Consider the following 18,840-nt stretch of genomic DNA (forward strand, 5'->3'; position numbering starts at 1 on the left):
ACAGCACACGCACCGCGCGGCGTCTGGGGCGCGGTGCTGCTGGCCATCGACGATCGCGGAGCGATCGACTGGCAGGCGACGGAAGAGACGATCGCCCGGCTCTGCGCCTCAGGCGTCGACGGCGTCTTTTCCAATGGCACGGCCTGCGAGTTCCATTGCCAGACCGAGCCCGAATTCGACCGGCTTTGTGAGTTGGTCGCAACCATAGCCGGCCGCGCGCGCCTTCCTTTCCAGATCGGCATCAGCCAGTCCAATCCGCGCGTCGCGCTGGAGCGGCTGACGCGGGTCGCCGGACTTCGCCCGGCGGCGGTGCAGTTCACGCTGCCCGACTGGTGGCCGCCCAGCGACGACGAGGTCATGCGCTTTGCCGGCGGCCTGTGCGACGCCGCGCCTGAAACGCCGCTGGTGCTCTACAATCCGCCGCACGCCAAGCGCCACCTGACGCTCGACGGCATCGCCAGTCTGCGTGCGGCCGTGCCATCGCTGGTCGGCGCCAAGCTGCCGGGCGGCGACCCCGGCTGGTATGCCGACATGCGCCGCAAACTGGACGGATTTTCCGTCTTCGTCCCCGGCCACACGCTGGCAACAGGCTATGCTGGAGGGGCCCATGGCAGCTATTCCAACGTTGCCTGCCTCAACCCGAAGGGCGCGATGATGTGGTGGCAGATAATCCGCACCGACATGGCCGCCGCTGCCGAGGTCGAGGCCCGCATACAGGCCTTCCTCGCCGCACATGTCCTACCGTTTCGCACCCGTTACAATGTCGGTGATGCAGCACTCGATAAGGCGATGGCGGCGGCCGGCGGCTGGGCGCCGCTCGGGCCGCGACTGCTCTGGCCCTACAGCTCCGTTCCCGATCAGGAAATACCGACGCTGGTCAGGGCGGCTCACGCGGCTTTCCCGGAATGGTGGTAGACCCGTCACCAAGGCGCGGGACGACGGAGGCTCTTCAGCAGCCGGCGCGTGCTCCCTGTGTCGCGCGTGACGCAAACGCCCCCGGCTGAGGGACATCGGCCTCGCGCCGTGCCAGCGAATTGCGCAAGAGCGCGATCGCCTCGCGGCCGGCGGTCGCAATCTCGCGTGGCCTGTCGACGCCGACGATCATGAACTCCTTGATCCCCAAAGCGGCGTAAGAAAGCAGCGAAAGCGCGACCTGCGCCGGCGGCCCGGCAAGTTCGAGCGCCTTCTGGCAGGAAGCGGCCGGTTTGTCTTCCGAACGGATTCGGACCGGAAGCGCGAAACGCAGCTTGCCGGCCCGGCCGTGTTCGGCAGCAGCGCCGCGTACACGCTCCATTGACTGGCGGATTTCTGCAAGCGAGCCCGGCGCCAGCTCGAACACATCCGCATGCCTGCCCGCGACCCTGAGCGCCGTGCCCGACTGTCCGCCCATGCGGATGGTCACATCGGCACCATGCGGCCCCTTGCGCGGCACATAGCCGCCTTTGATGCTGTAAAAGGTGCCTTCATGGTCGAACGGCCTGTCGTTCGACCACAACCGCTTCAGCAGCACCAGATATTCATCGATGCGTTGCCAGACCACTGTGTGGCCGGCCGGACGTGCCTCGGCATCGTCGTCGCTCAGCGGCTCGCTGAGCATCCTGAGCGACAGCCGGCCACCGCTTCTCGCGTCGAGGGCAGCGAGTTGCCGCGCCGCCACGGTTGGTTCGATCACGCCTGCCCAATGCGTGAGCACGACCTCCAGGGACGAGGTCCGGTCCAGCGTCTGGGCGGCAAGGTCCATATTGGTCAGCAGTCCGGCCTGGTCGTCGATGACGATCTTCCGGAATCCGGCATCCTCGATCAGTGACAGCTTCGTCGCGGTCTCGACAAAGTCGTAGAAAAAGCTGGCGTTGGTGGCGTGGATCTTACCGGGAACATGCGTGAACTCGATCGGCATTGCCATCTCCTCCATCACGTTGGAATCAGGGCGCGCAAAAGCGCACCGGCATTCGGTTCATCAACTCCGGAATTTCTGCAAACGGCAGGCCGCTATCCCGAGGAAGCCTCGATGATCAGAGCCTTGACAATCAGGGGATCAGCCCCAGTACCACTGCCCCGGTGAATACAAACGCAAGGGCAAAGACGAGATAGGCGAAAGCGCCGGCGTAGGCCGGCCGCCACACCTGGTCGGAACCCAGCCTTTGGCCTTTGCGGGCAGTCTGAGCGTTCTGGCTATAGGACATATCGACCTCCGTCTCGGCGCTTAATCTATAAAATCAGTAGACTTTGTCGAGTGCTATTTTCGCGCGATCCTTAGAACAATTTTCTCCAAATGATAGACACATTAGTGCTTTTACTGCTTAGCGCTGCCTTTTGCGGCATGCCGGGGTGACGGCAGGAAACGTCAGGTCCATGTGTCTGTGGCTCCTTGGCCATCCAATGGATGAGGGATAGCATCGCTTCAGCGGAAAGCCGCGACGTCACGGCAAGGCAGCAGGGAGCATACCATGGGCACAAGACTGGCCGGCAAGGTCGCCATCATTTCGGGCGGCGCGACGGGAATGGGCGGTGCGGCCTCGGAGCTTTTCGCGGCCGAGGGCGCCAAGGTGGCGATCGTCGACCGCAACGGCGAAGCGGCGGCGGCTACCGCAGCGGTAATCAGGCAACGCGGCCATGTCGCCGAGCACTGGGTCGCCGACGTATCGGATGAGGCGCAGGTCGAAGCGGCGGTGAAGGGCGCGACGGAAAAATTCGGCCCGGTTACGGTTCTGTTAAACCACGCCGGCACCATCGTCATCAAACCCTTCCTGGAGACCACGCTGCAGGAATGGGACTGGCTGCATGCCGTCAATGTGCGTTCGATGTTCCTGATGACGCGTGCCGTGCTGCCCGGCATGATCGCCGCCGGCGGCGGTTCCATCGTCTGCACCTCGTCGATCTCGGCGGTGGCGGCGACGCCGATGGAGGTGCTTTACGACACCACCAAGGGCGCCTGCCATATGTTCGCGCGTGCCATCGCCGTCGAGTTCCGCGACCGCAACATCCGCTGCAATGCGGTCTGTCCAGGGTTCATCAGGACACCGCATGGCCTGCGCGAGGTCGCCGATCTCGACAAACTCGGCGTCGATGTCTCCGACGCGGCAATGGCGGCGCAACAAGGGCGGATCGGCGAGCCGGAAGAGGTCGCGAAGGCAGCCCTGTTCCTGGCCAGCGACGAGGCCAGCTTCGTCAACGGCGCGCATCTGTTCGTCGACAACGGCTTCACGGCGATGTGAAAAGCGGAGCGCCGCTCTACCGCTCTTCGCGCCGGAACGGCTTGAGCAGCGCCGACGGGGCCACCGCATTGCGCGACATCACCGCCATAGCGACGATGGTGAAGATGAACGGCAGCATCAGGAAGGCCTCGTAGGGGATATGGCCAAGCCCGCTCGCCTGCATGCGCAACTGCAGGGCATCGACGAAGGCAAACAGCAGTGCCGCGCCTGCCGATCGCCACGGATCCCAGCGGCCGAAAACGACGAGCGCGATTGCCACCCAGCCACGCCCCGAAACCACGCCGAAGGTGAAGGCGTTGAATTGCGCCATCGACAGGAAGGCACCGGCCAGTCCCATCAAGGCACCGCCGAGGATCACCGCCTGGAAGCGCGTAGCGATGACGCTGACGCCGGCCGAATCGGCGGCGCGCGGGTTTTCGCCGACCATGCGGACCGACAGGCCCCAGGGTGTGCGGTAGAGCACGAAGGCGGCCAGGGGAATAGACAGCATCGCCATGTAGACCAGCGAAAACTGGTTGAACACCGCCGGCCCAAGCACCGGTACGTCGGACAGGATCGGGATCGGCAGCGTCTCGAACCCCTTGATGTTCGGTGGCACCGATTGCTGGCCGAAGATCAGCCGGTAGAGGAAATAGGCAAGGCCCGACGAGAACAGCGTCACGCCGATGCCGCAGACATGCTGGCTGAGGCCGAGCGCTACCGTGAACAGCGCATGCACGGCACCCATCAGCGCCCCGGTCAGCACCGCCGCAAGCACGCCGAGCCACAGGCTGCCGCCCAGGCTCGCCGCGGTGAAGCCGGTCATTGCCGACAAAAGCATGATGCCTTCGATGCCGAGATTGAGCACCCCGGCGCGCTCGGAGAACATCTCGCCCAGCGTCGCGAAGGCCAGCGGCGTGGCGATGCGGATGATGGCGGCCAGGAAGCCGACCTGGAAGATCTGTTCCAGCACCACGCTCATTTGGCTATTCCCACGCGACGGATGCGATAGGCGGTGAACAGCAGCGCCACCAGCATGGCGAGCAGCGCAGTTCCCTGGATGACATCGCTGAGGAAGGCCGGAACGCCGGTCGCCCGCGACATCGCCTCGGCGCCGGTCATCACCGCGGCAAGGAAGATCGCCGCCGGCACCACGCCGAGCGGATTGAGCCTCGCCAGCATGGCGACGACGATGCCGGAATAGCCATAGCCCGGCGAGATGTCACTCATCACCTGGAAATGCACGCCGCCGACCTCGCCGACGCCCGCAAGGCCGGCCAATGCGCCAGACAGCAGCGCCGTCGAAATCAGCACCCGCTCGACATTGATGCCGCCATAGCGCGCGGCTTCCGGGTTCTCGCCGGTGACCCTGATGCGGAAGCCGAGCGTCGTACGCGCGACCACGAACCAGATCAGGGGTGCCGCGACCAGCGCCGCGACGACGCCGAGATGCAGCCGCGTGCCTTCGATGAGTACCGGGAAATTGGCCGTATCCTCGATCGGCGGCGAGATCGGGTAGCCGCTGAAACTGTCCTTCCATGGCCCCTCGATCAGCGCCATCAGTGCGTAGAAAATGACCGAGTTGAGCAGCAGCGAGCTGACCACGTCATCGACCCTGAATTTTACCCGCAGCGTGGCGGGGATCAGGGCGACGGCCGCGCCGGCGGCGGCACCCGCCAGCGCCATCAGCAGCATGGCGAGCGGCCCCGGCATCGGGATTGCACCGACGGCACAGCTCGCCACCGCACCAGCCAGCAATTGCCCTTCGGCGCCGATATTCCAGAATTTGGCGCGGAAGGCGACTGCCACGGCCAGTCCCGTGAAGATCATCGGGGTGGCACGCACCAGCGTTTCGGTGACGGCGTAGCTGTCGCCCAGCGACGCCGAAAACATTACGCCATAAGCCTCGACGACGCCGGCGCCGGCCAGTGCGATGAGGCCGCTGCACAGGATCAGCGTCGCGCCGATTGCGAGCAGCGGCAGCGCCAGATTGAACCAGGCGGGCGTTGAGGTGCGGGCCTCGAGACGGAACATCACGCCTCCGCTCCGGTCATCATCAACCCGAGTCTAGCGACGCTGGCGTCGGCACTGTCGAGCGTGCCGACGATGCGGCCCTCATACATCACCGCGATACGATCCGAGAGCATCAGCAACTCTTCCAGGTCCTCGCCAATGACGATGATGCCGCAGCCCTTGGCGCGCATGTCGAGGAATTTTTCGTGGATGAAGCGCGCGGCGCCGATGTCGAGGCCGCGAGTCGGCTGCGAAACGATCAGCACCTTTGGATCGAAGGCGAGTTCGCGCGCCAGAAGCGCCTTCTGCAGATTGCCGCCGGAAAGCGCCCCGGCGCGCGTCATCGGGCCGGGGCAACGTATGTCGTAGGCCTTGATCTGCGCCTCGGCGAAGGCGCGGATCGCATCCGGCTTGAGCAGGCCGTTGCGGCTGAACGCCGCCGTGCCGATGCGTGGCAGCACCATGGAATCGGCAAGCGGCAGATTGGTGACCAGCCCTGTCGTCATGCGGTCTTCCGGGATGCGGCCGAGGCCGAGCGCCTGGACTGTGCTCGGCGAGAACCGCGAAACCGCTTTGCCGGCTATGGTCATCTTCCCGGCATCGGGCGCACGCACGCCGGAGATGACCTCGGCAAGCGCGCGCTGGCCATTGCCGGAGACGCCGGCGATGCCAAGGATCTCGCCGCCACGAACCGACAGCGAAACATCGTGCAGCGCCATGCCGGAATGATGCGATGTCGAGATACCGTCGAGGGTCAGCACGGCCGCACCGGGCATCGACGGTCCTCTGGCCGGAGGCACGATCTCGTGGCCGCACATCAGCCGCGCCATCTCCGAGGACGTCGTGCTGGCCGGCGCATCGACCCGGCCGGCGACGCGCCCGTGCCTGAGCACGACGCAGCGATGCGTCAGCGCCCGCACCTCGTTGAGCTTGTGCGAGATGAAGATGATGCCGAGCCCTTGTGCCGCCATCGAGCGCAGCGCCGAAAACAGTCCGTCGACCTCTGTCGGCGCCAACACCGCTGTCGGCTCGTCGAGGATCAGCAGCCTTGCGCCGCGAAACAGCGCCTTGACGATTTCGAGCCGCTGCTGCTCGCCGACCGCCAGCGCCGAGACGGGAAGGTCCGGGTCGAGCGTCAGCCCGTGCTGGCGGCCGATCTCGGCGAGCCGCGCCAGCCCGCCGGGACGATCGATCCGGCCCGATCTGCCGGGAATACCGATCAAGAGGTTTTCCAGCACCGAAAGCCGCGATGCGAGATGGAAATGCTGGTGCACCATGCCGATGCCGGCGGCAAGCGCATCGGCCGAACTGTTGATCGTCACCGGCCGGCCCTGCACCAGGATCTCGCCGGCATCGGGCGCATAGGCGCCGAACAGCACATTCATCAGCGTCGTCTTGCCGGCACCGTTTTCGCCGAGCAGCCCGAGGATTTCACCCGGCGCGACGCTGAGATCGACGGCTTCGTTCGCCTTGACGGCGCCAAAGCTCTTGGAGATGCCGCGCATTTCGATGAGAGGGGCAGGCGTTGACAAGGCGGGATCCTGGTGGCGTTGACGCCGATATCCCTCCCCCTTGAGGGGAGGGTGCCGAGCGAAGCGAGGCGGGAGGGGTCACCTCAACTGCCTCGACCTCTGACTGAAAAAGATGGAGCGCGTCGCCGCGGACCCCACCCGGCTCTGCGGGCCACCCTCCCCACGAGGGGGAGGGCAAGCACCTAATCCGAGACCGGCGTATTCTCATCGACATCGACGCGGAAATTGCCGTCAAGGATTTCGGCCTTCTTCTTTTCGACCAAGTCCTTGACCTCGGCCGGCAGCGTCTTGTCGAACTTGTGGTAGGGCGCGAGGTAGGAGCCGCCCTTGGCCATGCGCGAGAAATCGCCGTAATCCTGCGCGGTGAAGACGCCGGCCTTGACCAGCTTGATTGCCTGCTCGACGGTCGGATACATGTCCCAGACCGGGCCGGTGATCACGGTGTCGGGGCCGAGGCTCGATTGGTCCGACATGTTGGAGATAGCGAGGATCTTCTTCTCGACCGCCGCTTCGATGACGCCAAAACGCTCGGCATAGATGACGTCGACGCCGGCGTCGATCTGGGCGACAGCAGCTTCCTTTGCCTTCGGCGGATCGAAGAACGAGCCGATGAAGGCGACCTTCTTCTTGATGTTGGGATTGACCTCCTTGGCGCCGGCAAAGAAGGCGTTGACCAGCCGGTTCACTTCCGGAATGCCCATCGCCGCGACGGCGCCGATCGTGCCCGATTTCGACATTTTTCCGGCAATCATGCCGGACAGATAGGCCGGCTCGTGGATCCAGTTGTCGAAAACCCCGAAATTCGGTTCGGCCGGCCCGGCGCCGGAGCCGAACAGGAAGGCGGTCTTCGGGAATTGCTTGGCGGTCCTGCGCGATTCGCGCTCGGCGGCGAAGGCATCGCCCAGCACCAGCTCATAGCCGCCCTGCGCATATTCGCGCATGACACGGCTGAAATCGGCGGTCTGTACCTTCTCCGACCATTTGTATTCGATGCCGAGTTCCTTCTCGGCCTTCTGCAGGGCGACATGGATCTGGTTGTCCCACGGTTCCTCGATCGGCGTGGCGAAGATCGCCGCCACTTTCAGCTTCTTGGTCTTGGCAAAGGCGCTCCTCGGCAGCATCGCCGCCGCCAGGCCGAGCGCGCCCAGCTCCAGCACGTTGCGTCGCGAAAGCCCTTCGCGTTTCGATTGGATTCTGCTCTTCCCGTTGTCCATTGCATGCCCCTCTGATTGGCGCCGTGTCGAGCCGGCTCTCTTCTCTGGAATATCGGCGAAGGAACTATGGAACGGTGCCCGGCTTTTGTCCACATGGTCAAATTTGGCCGGGCGGAACTGCTGTAAACGTTCGTGTAATCGCACCTTTAGAACGACCGGAGCTGCTTGCTCACAATCTCTCGAGCGCCACCGCGATCCCCTGGCCGACCCCGATGCACATGGTCGCGAGGCCGTAGCGGCCGCCGCGTTCGCGCAGCTCCAGCGCAGCCGTGCCCGTGATGCGCGCCCCGGACATGCCGAGCGGATGGCCGAGCGCGATGGCGCCGCCATTCGGGTTGACGTGCTCCGCATCCTCGGCAATGCCGAGTTGGCGCAGCACCGCGATGCCTTGCGAGGCGAAGGCCTCGTTGAGCTCGATGACATCGAATTGTCGCGGCTCCAGGCCGAGCCGGGCGCATAGCTTTTGCGTGGCCGGCACCGGACCAATGCCCATGATGCGCGGCGCCACGCCGGCGGTGGCACCGCCGAGAATACGGGCGATCGGCGTCAACCCGTATCTTTTCACGGCCGTTTCCGAGGCGACGATCAGCGCTGCGGCACCATCGTTAACGCCCGAGGCATTGCCGGCGGTAACCGTGCCGCCTTGCCGGAACGGCGTCGGCAACTTGGCTAACGAGTCGATCGTCGTGCCTGCTCGCGGATGCTCGTCCTTTGATACGATCACCGGATCGCCCTTGCGCTGCGCGATCGTCACCGGCGTAATTTCCTTCGCCAGCCGACCATTGGCTTGCGCGGCGATTGCCTTGTCCTGGCTGCGCACGGCAAACGCATCCTGGTCTGCGCGGGAGACAGCGAACTCTTCCGCCACGTTCTCACCGGTCTCCGGCATCGAATCGACGCCGTATTGCTTCTTCATCAGCGGATTGATGAAGCGCCAGCCGATCGTGGTGTCGTAAATCTCGGCATTGCGCGAAAAGGCGGTCTCCGCCTTCGGCATGACAAACGGAGCACGGCTCATCGATTCGACGCCGCCTGATACTATCAGCTCCGCCTCGCCGGCTTTGATGGCGCGGGCAGCAATCATCACCGCATCCATGCCCGAACCGCAGAGGCGATTGACGGTCGAGCCGGGAACCTCCTTGGGCAGGCCGGCCAGCAGCAGGGACATCCGCGCCACATTACGATTGTCCTCACCGGCCTGGTTGGCGCAGCCATAGACGACATCGTCGATGGCGGCCCAGTCGATGCCCGAATTACGCTCGACCAGCGCCTTCAAAGGGATAGCGCCGAGATCGTCGGCACGGACCGCCGACAGCGAACCGCCGAAGCGTCCAATCGGCGTGCGGATGTAGTCGCAGATATAGGCCTCGGCCATAATGCAGCCTTCCCTTTCCCGGCCCAGCCATGTTGGCCGCATTCTCCTCGAGACGAAAGCACATCTCGCCGCCGGCCGTTAGGCCAAAGACAATTTCAGCTGCCGCCTGCGGGGAGCGGCGGATCAGCCGATGCTTTCTCCACCGTCGATCACCAGCGCCTGACCGGCGTTGATACTAGCCGCCGTCCCAGGAACCGGTTTCGGCCATTTGCCTAAGCAGAGGTGCCACTCGAAAGACGTCCTTGCCGGTCTGCTGGTGCCAGTGATCCAGCCGCTGGATGATCTTGTCCACGCCTTCGAGGCTCGCCCAGAACATCGGCCCGCCTTTGCCGACCGGGAAGCCGTAGCCGTTGACCCAGACAAGGTCGATATCGGACGCCCGGGCGGCAATCTTTTCCTCGAGGATTTTGGCGCCCTCGTTGATCATCGGATAGAGCGTCCGCTCGATGATCTCCTCGGCGCCGATTGGCCGCGGTGCAATGCCGCGTTCGGCAGCTTTGTTACGGATCAGCGTCTCGACCTCGGGATCGGGCAGCGGCGTGCGCGAACCGTTCTCATAACGATAGAAGCCGCTGCCGGTCTTCTGGCCGAAATGTCCCTGTTCGCACAACGCATCGGCGATCACGGCCGACTGGCCACGCGCCTTGCGGTTGCGCCAGCCTATGTCGAGGCCGGCGAGATCGCTCATCTCGAACGGCCCCATCGGCCAGCCAAAATCGGTGAACACCTGGTCGACCTGGCTCGGCATGGCGCCTTCCAGCAGAAGCGTCTCCAGTTCCGCACCGCGCGCCGCCAGCATGCGATTGCCGACGAAGCCGTGGCAGACGCCGACAACGACCGGCACCTTGCCGATCCGCCGTGCCAGATCGACGATGGTCGCCAGCACGTCGGGCGAAGTCTTGTCGGCGCGGACGATTTCCGAAAGCTTCATGACGTTAGCCGGCGAAAAGAAATGCATGCCGAGGAGATCTTGCGGCCGCGACGTCGAACCGGCGATCTCGTTGACGTCGAGATAGGAGGTGTTGGTGGCGAGGATCGCGCCCGGTTTGGCCACCGCATCGAGCCTGCCGAAGACATCCTTCTTGACCGCCATCTCCTCGAACACGGCCTCGACGATCAGGTCGCAATCGGCGAGGTCGGCATAGTCGGTGCTGCCCCTGAACAAATCCAGCCGCTCGCGCTTGGCGTCTTCGCTCAGCGATCCGCGGATAACGGAAACGGCATAATTCTTGTCGATCGTCGTCAGTCCGCGTTGCAATGCTTCCTGCGTCGTCTCCAGCAAGGTCACGGGAAGACCGCCATTGACGAACGCCATGGCGATGCCGCCGCCCATGGTGCCGGCGCCGATGACGCCGACCCGGGCGATCTTGCGCCTGACGACATCCTTGCCGGCAATCTTTGCCGCCTCACGTTCAGCGAAGAACAGATGCCGCTGCGCGCGTGACTGGTCACCGGCGACAAGCTTGAGGAACAGGTCGCGCTCCGCCGCCAGCACTTCGTCGAAGGGCAGCGTCAGGGCGTTGCGGACCGACTGCGCACAGGCGATCGGCGCTTCGAGGCCGCGTGCTTTTTTGGAAAACGCTGCCGCCTGCTTGTCGAAAGCCGGCAAGTCGGCCTGGTCGAGGCGATCATTGCGGTCGCGCACGGGCGTGAACGGATCGCCTTTCGCGGCCGTTTCGCTGGCGAAACTCACCGCTTTCGCGATCAGGTCGCCATCGAAGACGGCATCCACGAGGCCGTCGGCGAGCGCCTCGGCAGCACCGATCGGCGTTCCCGAAACGATCATGCTGAGTGCCTTTAGCGGACCAACCAGGCGCGGCAGGCGAACCGTGCCGCCGCCGCCCGGCAGCAGGCCGAGCTTGACTTCCGGCAGGCCGAGCCTTGCCGTTCGGTCGGCAACACGGAAATGGCAGCCGAGCGCCAGTTCCAGGCCGCCGCCGAGCGCAGTGCCGTGAATAGCTGCGACCGTCGGCTTGGTAATAGTTTCCAGCACGGCGACAATAGCGCGCAATTCCGGCTGCTGCGCCGGTCTGCCGAATTCGGTGATATCGGCGCCGGCGACGAAGGTCCGCCCGGCGCAGGCGATCACGATTGCTCCGACCGACGGCTCGTCCCGCAGGGAAACGAGCGCCCGCATCAACGGCTCGCGCACATGGAAGCTCAGCGCGTTGACCGGCGGATTGTCGATGATCACCACCGCGACGTTGCCATGCCTTGTGGTGCTGACGAAATCGGACACGCAAACCTCATACAACGATGTTGGCCAATAGCGCGACGGGATTTACAGCGCTGGCATGCGGATGGGAACCACGTGTTTTGCGGGCCGGATCGTTATCCCCTCGCCGCCGGGTGCCTTGCCTTAGCGCAGCGCCTTCTGCCCACCGGCGGCGGTGATGACGCCGACGATGATCAGCCCTGTCAGCACCAGGCGGACGCCGACGCTGACGCCGAATGTGTTGAGCATGGTCAACAGCAGCACGAGAAACAGCGCCGCGCCCCAGACCCCCGGCACGTTGGCCTTGCCGCCAGCTACCGACGTGCCGCCGATGACGACGACCGCGATCGAGGCCAGCAGATACTCATTGCCGATGTCGACATTGGCGCCGCGGAAATAGCCGGCGAGCAGTGCGCCGTCGAGGCCGCCGAGCGCGCCCGACAGCGTGTAGGTGAGGAAGCGGGTGCGGCCGACATTGACGCCGGCCAGCCAGGCGGCGCGGATGTTCTGGCCGATCGCCAACACCGAGCGTCCGTAGATCATGCGCTGCAAAACGATGCCGGCGCCGATGGTGAACAGCACGGTGAGGATCGCCAGCACCGGGATGCCGAACACCTGCCAGTTGGTGAAGTCGGCAAAGCCCGGCGGCGGCTTGATCTGCAGGCCGCGCCCATAGCTGATATCGACCGACTGGATAACGAAACTGGCCGACAGCGTCGCGATGATCGGCGGAATGCGCAGCGCCCAGATCAGCAGATAGTTGACGGCGCCGATCGCCATGCCGCAGGCAAGCGCGGCCAGCAGCCCGACCGCAATCATCGCATCATTGCCGTCCATGACCTTCATGGCGACGGCGCTGGCAAGGCCGATGTTGGCCGGCAGCGACAAGTCGACATTGCCCGGCCCGAGCGTGATGACGAACATCTGGCCGACGCCGACAATGACGGTGAAGACGGCGAGCGACAGCGCCGCCGTGATCATGCCGCCGCCGCCATAGCCGCCGGTGAAGGCGATGGTCGCCAGCCACACCAGCAGCGCCCCGAAGAATGACCAGATCCAGGGTCTGGCGAGCAGGGTCCGCAGCGAAGCCATGCTCACCTCTCCCTGCGGCTGATCAGCACCCGCGCTGCCAGCACGATGATCAGGATGGCGCCATTGGCGGCGACCTGCCAGTCGGGCGGAATGTGCATGAAGGTCAAGAGCGGCGATGCGGCCAGAGCCAGCGTCAGCGCGCCGATGACGGCGCCGATCGGCGACACCCGGCCGCCGACGAACTCGCCGCCGCCGAGGATGACGCCGGCGATCGAAAGCAGCGTGTAGCCATTGCCGATATTGGCATCGGCCGAGGTGGTGATGCCGATCAGCGCCATGCCGGACAAAACGCCGAACAGACCGGTCAGCGCAAACAGCGCGATCTTGGTGCGCAGCAGCGACCAGCCGGCGCGCTTGAGTGCGGCTGAATTGCCGCCCGATCCACGCAGGATGACGCCGTAGGAGGTGCGCATCAGGCCAAAGTGGACGACGGCCGCGATCAGCAATGCCGCGATGATCGGGAACGGAATGAAGGGTGGTTTGAAGGCCATCAGCGCCAGCAGCCAGTCCGGCGCCTTGCCGCCGGGCTTTGGCAGGATGAGGATGGCCATGCCCTGCCAGACGAAACTCATGCCGAGCGTCACCACGATAGAGGGCAGGTTGCGCAGATGGATCAGCGCGCCGAGCAGCGCGTAGACCCCGATCGACCCGAGCAGGATGACGACGCCGAGCAGCGGCGCGTCCTTCAGCCACGTCGCCGTGACACAGCCGACGAAGCCGACAAAGGTGCCGATCGACAGATCGAGCTCGTTGCCGGCGATGACGAACATCTGCGCGATCGTCGCCAGTGCGATCGGGATCGCCAGATTGAGCATCAGGCTGAAGCCGAAATAGCTGATGGCGCGCGGGTTGAGCCAGGCGATGGCGATGAGCACCAGCGCCAGCGACAGTGCCGGCAGCAGGCTGCGCAGCATGCGCGCCCGCCTCGTGGCGCGAGCCGAAGATCTTAGCCCATTCTCGACGGATGCCGCTGTCATCTCAGGCCGCCTCGCCGAACGACGACTGGATGATTTTTTCCTCCGTCAGTTCGTCGCGACGAAGGTTGGCGACAATCCGGCCGTTCTTGAACACATAGATATGGTCGCAATTGTCGAGCTCTTCGGTTTCGGTGGTGTACCAGAGGAAAGTGCGGCCATGGCGAGCCTCTTCGCGCACCAGGTCGTAGACTTCGAGCTTGGTTCCGATGTCGACGCCGCGCATCGGATCGTCCATCAGCACGATCTTGGCGTCGGAGCCGAGCGCCCGCGCGAACAGCGCCTTCTGCTGGTTGCCGCCGGACAGCGAGAAGATGTTGTTGTTCATGTCGGGCGTACGGATGCCGATTTTCCGCTGCCACAACTCGGCGAGCTCGGCTTCGCGCTGCGGCGAGATCAAGAGGCCGTTGCGCAATCGCGCCAGCGAACGGATGCCGATGTTCTCGGCAATCGACCACTGCGGAAAAATCCCGTCCGACTGGCGGTCGCCGGCAACCAGCGCCACCGGGGCGGTGACCTCGATGCCGGTCCTGGCGCGGGAAGCCGCAGCAAAGATCGCCAGCAAAAGATCGGTCTGCCCATGCCCGGCAAGTCCGGCAAGCCCGATGATCTCACCGGCACGGGCGACGAGCTCGTTGCCGTCCTGCTGTCGCGCCGGCCGCGCCCGGACCCGCAGCGGACCGGGCTCCGGCTTGCCGCTCGCAATCTCTGCGGCGGCCTTCTCGCGTGCCGCAGCTCCGCCCATCGCCGTCACCAGCCTGTCGCGGTCGAATTGATCGGCCTGCCCCGCGGCGACGACCTTGCCGTCGCGCATCACGACGATGCGGTCGGCATTTCCGAGCACTTCGCCGAGCACATGCGAGATCAGGATGCAGCTCTTGCCGGCGGCTACGAAGCGGCGCACGAACGCCAGCAGCTGGCCGGCGGTATGCGCATCGAGCGAGGACGTCGGCTCGTCGAGGATGACCAGTTCGAGCGGCTCCTGCGTGACCGTGAAGGCGCGCGCCACCTCCACCATTTGCCGGCTGGTGATGGAAAGATCGCCGACGATGTCGGATGCCGAGATGCTGTGGCCGGGGAATATCTCGTCCAGCTTGGCGGCGATCAGATCGGCCGCCTTGCGCCGCCAGCCGAAGCCATTAAGCGACGCGTGGTTGATCCGCGTGTTCTCGGCGACGCTGAGGTTCGGGCAGAGCGACAGTTCCTGGAAAACACAACGGATGCCGAGCTGCTGTGCGCGCGGCACCGAATAACTTGCCTCGACACCGCCGCGGACCGCGATCTGCCCGCTGTCGGGGGCAAGCGTGCCCGCCACCATATGCATGAGCGTCGATTTTCCGGCGCCGTTATGGCCGACGAGACCGACGCATTCTCCGGCACGAACGCTGAAATCGACACCGGCGAGCGCCCTGACGGCGCCGAAATGTTTTTCGGCTCCGTCCAGTCTTATGATGTCCAAACTGACGGCGCCGAAAAGCTTTTCGGCGCCGTCCGGCATGATGATGTCTGCATTGGCCTCGGGCATCCCTCAACGATACCCGGTTATCCGTGGCGGCAACAATAGTGCCATGCTCACTTGATGTTGGCCTTGATCGCCGCGATGGCGTCTTCCTGCGTGTATTCGTGGCTAGCGACGCCGCCCTTCGGAATCTTCGGCAGCGCGGCCTCGAAATCATCCTGTGTGAAGGCAAGATAGGGAACCAGCAGATCGTGCGGCACGTCGGTGCGGCCGTCGAGCACCTGCTGCGCCACCCAGAACGCAAGCGTCGATACGCCCGGTGCGATCGATGCCGACCAGGTCTGGTAACCGTCCTTTTCCTTCTGCTCCTTCCACCACTGCAATTCATCCTGGCGATTGCCCATGATGATGGTCGGGCGCGGCTTGCCGGCGGCGGCGAAAGCCTGCGCCGCGCCGTAGCCGTCACCGCCCTGGTCGACCACCCCGACAACATCCGGCAGCGACGGCAGGATCGTTGCGACGGCTTTCTGTGCCGTTGTCTGGTCCCAGTCGCCGGTCACCGAGCCGACGATCTTGAACTCGGGATGGGCAGCGACACCCTCGAGGATGCCGGCGTGGATGGCGTCGTCGATCGAAGTGCCGGCGAGACCGCGGATTTCCAGGAGATTGCCGCCCTTGGGCTGGAACTTGGCCATCTGCTCGACTTCCTGCTTGCCCATGTCCTTGAAGTCGACGACGACGCGGTAGGCGCAGGGTTCGGTGACGATGCCGTCGAAGGAGACGACGACGATGCCGGCGTCGCAGGCCTGCTTGATGGCGCCGTTGAGGGCATCCGGAGACGCCGCGTTGATGACGATCGCGTCATAGCCCTGCAGGATCAGGTTCTGCACTTGCGCTGCTTGCGTCGGCACTTCCTTGTCGGCCGTCGTGAAGACGTCCGCGGCGCCGACCACCTTGTCGGCAACCGCCTTCTTGGTGACGATGGCGTAGCTGTCCAGCATCGCCTGCCGCCAGGAATTGCCGGCGTAATTGTTGGAGAAGGCGATTTTCTTGCCGCTGGTGTCGGCAAGCGCGGTGCCCGAGGCGAGCATCGCCGCAAGGGCGCCCAAAACGAATATTTTCTTCATGTCATACTCCTCCCGTGAGTTGCTGTCTTACTGGTGGCTAATGGCTGGCTGATGGCTGATACGCTCACAACGCTGTTTTTTATCTATTATCAGACAAATGCAGATGGGCGACAAGCTGTCAACAGCAATCCATGGCCGGCGATCAACTTGCGGTGCAATCATTGAAAACGGTTCGGCTCCTGGTCTAGGGATGGCACTGGAGACCGATTTGAATGGCAGCGAACCTTGCCCCGGGTGCACCCGGCATTCCGGCGCGCTGGACCTCGAGCGCCAAGAGCGGCGTCGGCACTGCGCTCTCGCCGGCCTGCCCGATCTGGTTCACCATCAGTCACGGCATTCTCAACGAGATCTACTATCCCCGCCTCGACAGCGCCTGCACCCGCGATCTGGGGCTGATCGTCACCGGACCCGATGGCTATTTCTCGGAAGAAAAGCGAGACGCCGAGCACAGCATCGAACCGCTCGAGGACGGGGTGCCTGCCTATCAGCTGGTCAACACCGCGGCCGATGGAAGCTACCGGATCCAAAAGCGGATCATTACGGATCCGGAACGTCCTGTCGTGCTGCAGGAGATCATTTTCACGCCGCTCAAAGGCGCGGCCGCCGACTACCGCGTCTACGCGCTGCTGGCGCCGCACCTCGTCAACGCCGGGATGGGCAACACCGCCTGGATCGACGGCCATGAAGGACAGCCTGTCCTGTTTGCATCGGGACGCGGCGTCTGCCTGGCGCTCGCCTCGTCGCTGCCGTGGAAGGCGTGCTCGGCCGGCTATGTCGGTGCCTCCGACGGCTGGCAGCAGCTTCGTCAAGGCGGCCGGCTCGATCCGGCCTGCCGCAGGGCCGAGGATGGCAATGTCGCGCTGACCGGCGAGATCGGCTTTTCGGCCGCGAATCCAAAAATATTGCTGGCGCTCGGCTTCGGCACGACACCGCAACAGGCGGCGGAAACCGCTTTCGCCAGCCTGAGGCAAGGTTTTGAGCCCGCGGTCAGATCCTATGGTCAAAAATGGCGCCAATGGCAGGCCGGATTGCTGCCGCTGGACCGGCATGCGGCGTCCGGCCTCAATCCCTACCGCATCAGCGCTGCGGTGCTGGCGGCACACCGCTCGTCGACCGGAGCAGCCGTCGCCAGCCTGTCGATCCCGTGGGGCTTCAACAAGGGCGACGACGATCTGGGCGGCTATCACCTGGTCTGGCCGCGCGATCTGGTCGAAACCGCCGGCGGTTTCCTCGCCGCCGGCGACCCGGCGGAAGCCTTGCGCATCCTTGGCTATCTGCGCTCGATCCAGCAGCCGGACGGGCATTGGCCGCAGAACGCCTGGCTCGACGGTTCGGCCTATTGGCCGGGCATCCAGATGGACGAATGCGCCTTCCCGCTGCTGCTCGCCGACGCGCTGCGCCGCGCCGGGCATTTGCCGCCTGCGGTACTCTCCTCCTTCATGCCGATGATCGAGCGCGCGGCCTCCTACGTCGTGCGCAACGGCCCCGTCACCGGCGAAGACCGCTGGGAAGAGGACGCCGGCTACAGCCCGTTCACGCTTGCCGTCGAGATCGCCGCATTGCTAGCGGCTGCGGACATGTTCGATGCCGTCGGCAAAACAGAGCCGGCAAACTACCTGCGCGAAACCGCCGATGTCTGGAACGATCAGATCGAGCGCTGGACCTACGACGCCGGTAGCTCCTCGGGCGATGAAGCCGGCGTCGAGGGCTACTATGTCCGCATTGCGCCGCCCGACAAAGCCGGCGCGGCATCGCCGAAAGACGGCTACGTCCCGATCAAGAACCGCCCGCCGGCCGATACGGACCGGCCGGCCAAGGCGATCGTCAGCCCCGACGCGCTGGCGCTGGTCCGTTTCGGCCTCAGGGCGGCCGACGATCCGCGCATCCTCGACACGGTCAAGGTGATCGACGCGCAATTGCGTTGCGAGCTGCCGCAGGGGCCGCTCTGGTACCGCTACAACGGCGACGGCTACGGTGAGCATGCGGACGGCGCGCCCTTCGATGGAACCGGCCAGGGCCGGCCCTGGCCGCTGCTGGTCGGCGAGCGCGCGCACTACGAGCTGGCGGCGGGGCGCAAGGACAAAGCGGCAAGCCTGCTCGCGACGTTTGAGGGCTCCGCCGGGCCGGGCGGCCTGCTGCCGGAGCAGGTCTGGGATGGTCCAGACATGCCGGAGCGCGAATTGCGGCATGGCGGCCCCTCCGGCAGCGCCAAGCCGCTGGTTTGGGCGCATTCCGAGCACATCAAGCTGCTGCGTTCGCTCCGCGACGGCGCCGTCTTCGACATGCCGCCACAAGGCGTCAAGCGCTATATCGAGGGCAGAACGGTGTCGCGCCTCAGGGCATGGCGCTTCAACCACAAGATCCGTACCATCCCGGCAGGCAAGGCGCTGCGCATCGAAGTTCTGGCCCGGGCGGTGGTTCATTGGAGCAGCGACAATTGGGCAACCGTCCATGACACCGGGACCGCCGCGAACCTTTTCGGCATCCATTTCGCGGAGTTGCCGGTTGCCGACGCCGCTCCGGGCAATAGCATTGTCTTCACATTCTTCTGGTCCGATGCCGGCCGTTGGGAGAATGTCGACTTTTCCGTTGGTATCGACGATGCGTCACAGCCACTAGATCATCGATCCCTCAAGTAAGGCAGG

Annotated in this window: 15 protein-coding genes; 3 read left to right on the forward strand and 12 right to left on the reverse strand. The window is 64.8% G+C overall.

The window, feature by feature from the left end; all coding sequences use genetic code 11:
* The coding region (locus tag NKJ84_RS27905) for a dihydrodipicolinate synthase family protein (RefSeq protein WP_352509099.1) at nt 1-915 on the forward strand (915 nt) is incomplete at its 5' end.
* A gap of 34 nt (nt 916-949) precedes the next feature.
* Here NKJ84_RS27905 and NKJ84_RS27910 read toward each other — a convergent pair.
* Together NKJ84_RS27910 and NKJ84_RS27915 are read right to left on the reverse strand one after the other, a co-directional pair.
* The gene (locus NKJ84_RS27910) at nt 950-1,897 is read right to left on the reverse strand and encodes an LLM class flavin-dependent oxidoreductase (RefSeq protein ID WP_352509100.1); all 948 of its coding nucleotides are present in this window, start codon (nt 1,895-1,897) and stop codon (nt 950-952) included.
* 130 nt (nt 1,898-2,027) lie between these two features.
* Complete coding sequence (locus NKJ84_RS27915; RefSeq protein WP_023678176.1) at nt 2,028-2,183, reverse strand: hypothetical protein; 156 nt, start codon at nt 2,181-2,183, stop codon at nt 2,028-2,030.
* Nucleotides 2,184-2,447: 264 nt separating this feature from the next.
* On the opposite strand from NKJ84_RS27915, the gene NKJ84_RS27920 reads away from it, so the two are divergent.
* Nucleotides 2,448-3,215 (forward strand): SDR family NAD(P)-dependent oxidoreductase, encoded by a 768-nt coding sequence (locus tag NKJ84_RS27920; RefSeq protein WP_352509101.1) that lies wholly within the window; start codon nt 2,448-2,450, stop codon nt 3,213-3,215.
* Nucleotides 3,216-3,231: 16 nt separating this feature from the next.
* On the opposite strand, the gene NKJ84_RS27925 is transcribed toward NKJ84_RS27920, so the two are convergent.
* From NKJ84_RS27925 to NKJ84_RS27970, 10 genes are all read right to left on the reverse strand, one after another.
* Complete coding sequence (locus NKJ84_RS27925) at nt 3,232-4,176, reverse strand: ABC transporter permease (protein ID WP_352509102.1); 945 nt, start codon at nt 4,174-4,176, stop codon at nt 3,232-3,234.
* The gene (locus tag NKJ84_RS27930) at nt 4,173-5,228 is read right to left on the reverse strand and encodes an ABC transporter permease (RefSeq protein ID WP_352509103.1); all 1,056 of its coding nucleotides are present in this window, start codon (nt 5,226-5,228) and stop codon (nt 4,173-4,175) included. Before NKJ84_RS27930 ends, NKJ84_RS27925 begins: the two co-directional genes overlap by 4 nt.
* Complete coding sequence (locus NKJ84_RS27935; RefSeq protein ID WP_502896211.1) at nt 5,228-6,712, reverse strand: ABC transporter ATP-binding protein; 1,485 nt, start codon at nt 6,710-6,712, stop codon at nt 5,228-5,230. Before NKJ84_RS27935 ends, NKJ84_RS27930 begins: the two co-directional genes overlap by 1 nt.
* A gap of 209 nt (nt 6,713-6,921) precedes the next feature.
* Nucleotides 6,922-7,953, reverse strand: a complete 1,032-nt coding sequence (locus NKJ84_RS27940; RefSeq protein WP_352509104.1) for a BMP family protein — start codon at nt 7,951-7,953, stop codon at nt 6,922-6,924.
* Nucleotides 7,954-8,122: 169 nt separating this feature from the next.
* Nucleotides 8,123-9,328 carry a 3-oxoadipyl-CoA thiolase gene (gene pcaF / locus NKJ84_RS27945; RefSeq protein ID WP_352509105.1) on the reverse strand — a complete coding sequence of 402 codons (1,206 nt, stop codon included), beginning with the start codon at nt 9,326-9,328 and terminating at the stop codon, nt 8,123-8,125.
* A gap of 175 nt (nt 9,329-9,503) precedes the next feature.
* The gene (locus NKJ84_RS27950) at nt 9,504-11,567 is read right to left on the reverse strand and encodes a 3-hydroxyacyl-CoA dehydrogenase NAD-binding domain-containing protein (RefSeq protein ID WP_352509106.1); all 2,064 of its coding nucleotides are present in this window, start codon (nt 11,565-11,567) and stop codon (nt 9,504-9,506) included.
* Between the two features lie 120 nt (nt 11,568-11,687).
* Nucleotides 11,688-12,635 carry an ABC transporter permease gene (locus NKJ84_RS27955; RefSeq protein WP_023678189.1) on the reverse strand — a complete coding sequence of 316 codons (948 nt, stop codon included), beginning with the start codon at nt 12,633-12,635 and terminating at the stop codon, nt 11,688-11,690.
* A 2-nt stretch (nt 12,636-12,637) separates the two neighbouring features.
* Nucleotides 12,638-13,612, reverse strand: coding sequence for an ABC transporter permease (locus NKJ84_RS27960; protein ID WP_352480003.1), 975 nt, complete (start codon nt 13,610-13,612; stop codon nt 12,638-12,640).
* A 1-nt stretch (nt 13,613) separates the two neighbouring features.
* On the reverse strand, nt 13,614-15,107 hold the full coding sequence (locus tag NKJ84_RS27965; protein ID WP_352480036.1) for a sugar ABC transporter ATP-binding protein: 1,494 nt from the start codon (nt 15,105-15,107) through the stop codon (nt 13,614-13,616).
* Nucleotides 15,108-15,181: 74 nt separating this feature from the next.
* The gene (locus NKJ84_RS27970) at nt 15,182-16,195 is read right to left on the reverse strand and encodes an ABC transporter substrate-binding protein (protein ID WP_254817784.1); all 1,014 of its coding nucleotides are present in this window, start codon (nt 16,193-16,195) and stop codon (nt 15,182-15,184) included.
* A 212-nt stretch (nt 16,196-16,407) separates the two neighbouring features.
* Between NKJ84_RS27970 and NKJ84_RS27975 the strand changes: the two genes are divergently transcribed.
* Complete coding sequence (locus NKJ84_RS27975) at nt 16,408-18,834, forward strand: glucan 1,4-alpha-glucosidase (RefSeq protein ID WP_352509107.1); 2,427 nt, start codon at nt 16,408-16,410, stop codon at nt 18,832-18,834.
* Nucleotides 18,835-18,840 lie beyond the last annotated feature (6 nt).

It is taken from the genome of Mesorhizobium sp. M0048 (assembly GCF_040323405.1).
GTDB lineage: Bacteria > Pseudomonadota > Alphaproteobacteria > Rhizobiales > Rhizobiaceae > Mesorhizobium.

What these genes read in the sequence shown, in the direction of transcription:
- NKJ84_RS27930 (WP_352509103.1), bottom strand. Translation starts at nt 5,228, where the DNA reads ATGTTCCGTCTCGAGGCCCGCACCTCAACGCCCGCCTGGTTCAATCTG.
- NKJ84_RS27915 (WP_023678176.1), bottom strand. Translation starts at nt 2,183, where the DNA reads ATGTCCTATAGCCAGAACGCTCAGACTGCCCGCAAAGGCCAAAGGCTG.
- NKJ84_RS27925 (WP_352509102.1), bottom strand. Translation starts at nt 4,176, where the DNA reads ATGAGCGTGGTGCTGGAACAGATCTTCCAGGTCGGCTTCCTGGCCGCC.
- NKJ84_RS27965 (WP_352480036.1), bottom strand. Translation starts at nt 15,107, where the DNA reads ATGCCGGACGGCGCCGAAAAGCTTTTCGGCGCCGTCAGTTTGGACATC.
- pcaF (WP_352509105.1), bottom strand. Translation starts at nt 9,328, where the DNA reads ATGGCCGAGGCCTATATCTGCGACTACATCCGCACGCCGATTGGACGC.
- NKJ84_RS27955 (WP_023678189.1), bottom strand. Translation starts at nt 12,635, where the DNA reads ATGGCTTCGCTGCGGACCCTGCTCGCCAGACCCTGGATCTGGTCATTC.
- NKJ84_RS27920 (WP_352509101.1), top strand. Translation starts at nt 2,448, where the DNA reads ATGGGCACAAGACTGGCCGGCAAGGTCGCCATCATTTCGGGCGGCGCG.
- NKJ84_RS27940 (WP_352509104.1), bottom strand. Translation starts at nt 7,953, where the DNA reads ATGGACAACGGGAAGAGCAGAATCCAATCGAAACGCGAAGGGCTTTCG.
- NKJ84_RS27970 (WP_254817784.1), bottom strand. Translation starts at nt 16,195, where the DNA reads ATGAAGAAAATATTCGTTTTGGGCGCCCTTGCGGCGATGCTCGCCTCG.
- NKJ84_RS27975 (WP_352509107.1), top strand. Translation starts at nt 16,408, where the DNA reads ATGGCAGCGAACCTTGCCCCGGGTGCACCCGGCATTCCGGCGCGCTGG.
- NKJ84_RS27910 (WP_352509100.1), bottom strand. Translation starts at nt 1,897, where the DNA reads ATGCCGATCGAGTTCACGCATGTTCCCGGTAAGATCCACGCCACCAAC.
- NKJ84_RS27935 (WP_502896211.1), bottom strand. Translation starts at nt 6,712, where the DNA reads ATGCGCGGCATCTCCAAGAGCTTTGGCGCCGTCAAGGCGAACGAAGCC.
- NKJ84_RS27960 (WP_352480003.1), bottom strand. Translation starts at nt 13,612, where the DNA reads ATGACAGCGGCATCCGTCGAGAATGGGCTAAGATCTTCGGCTCGCGCC.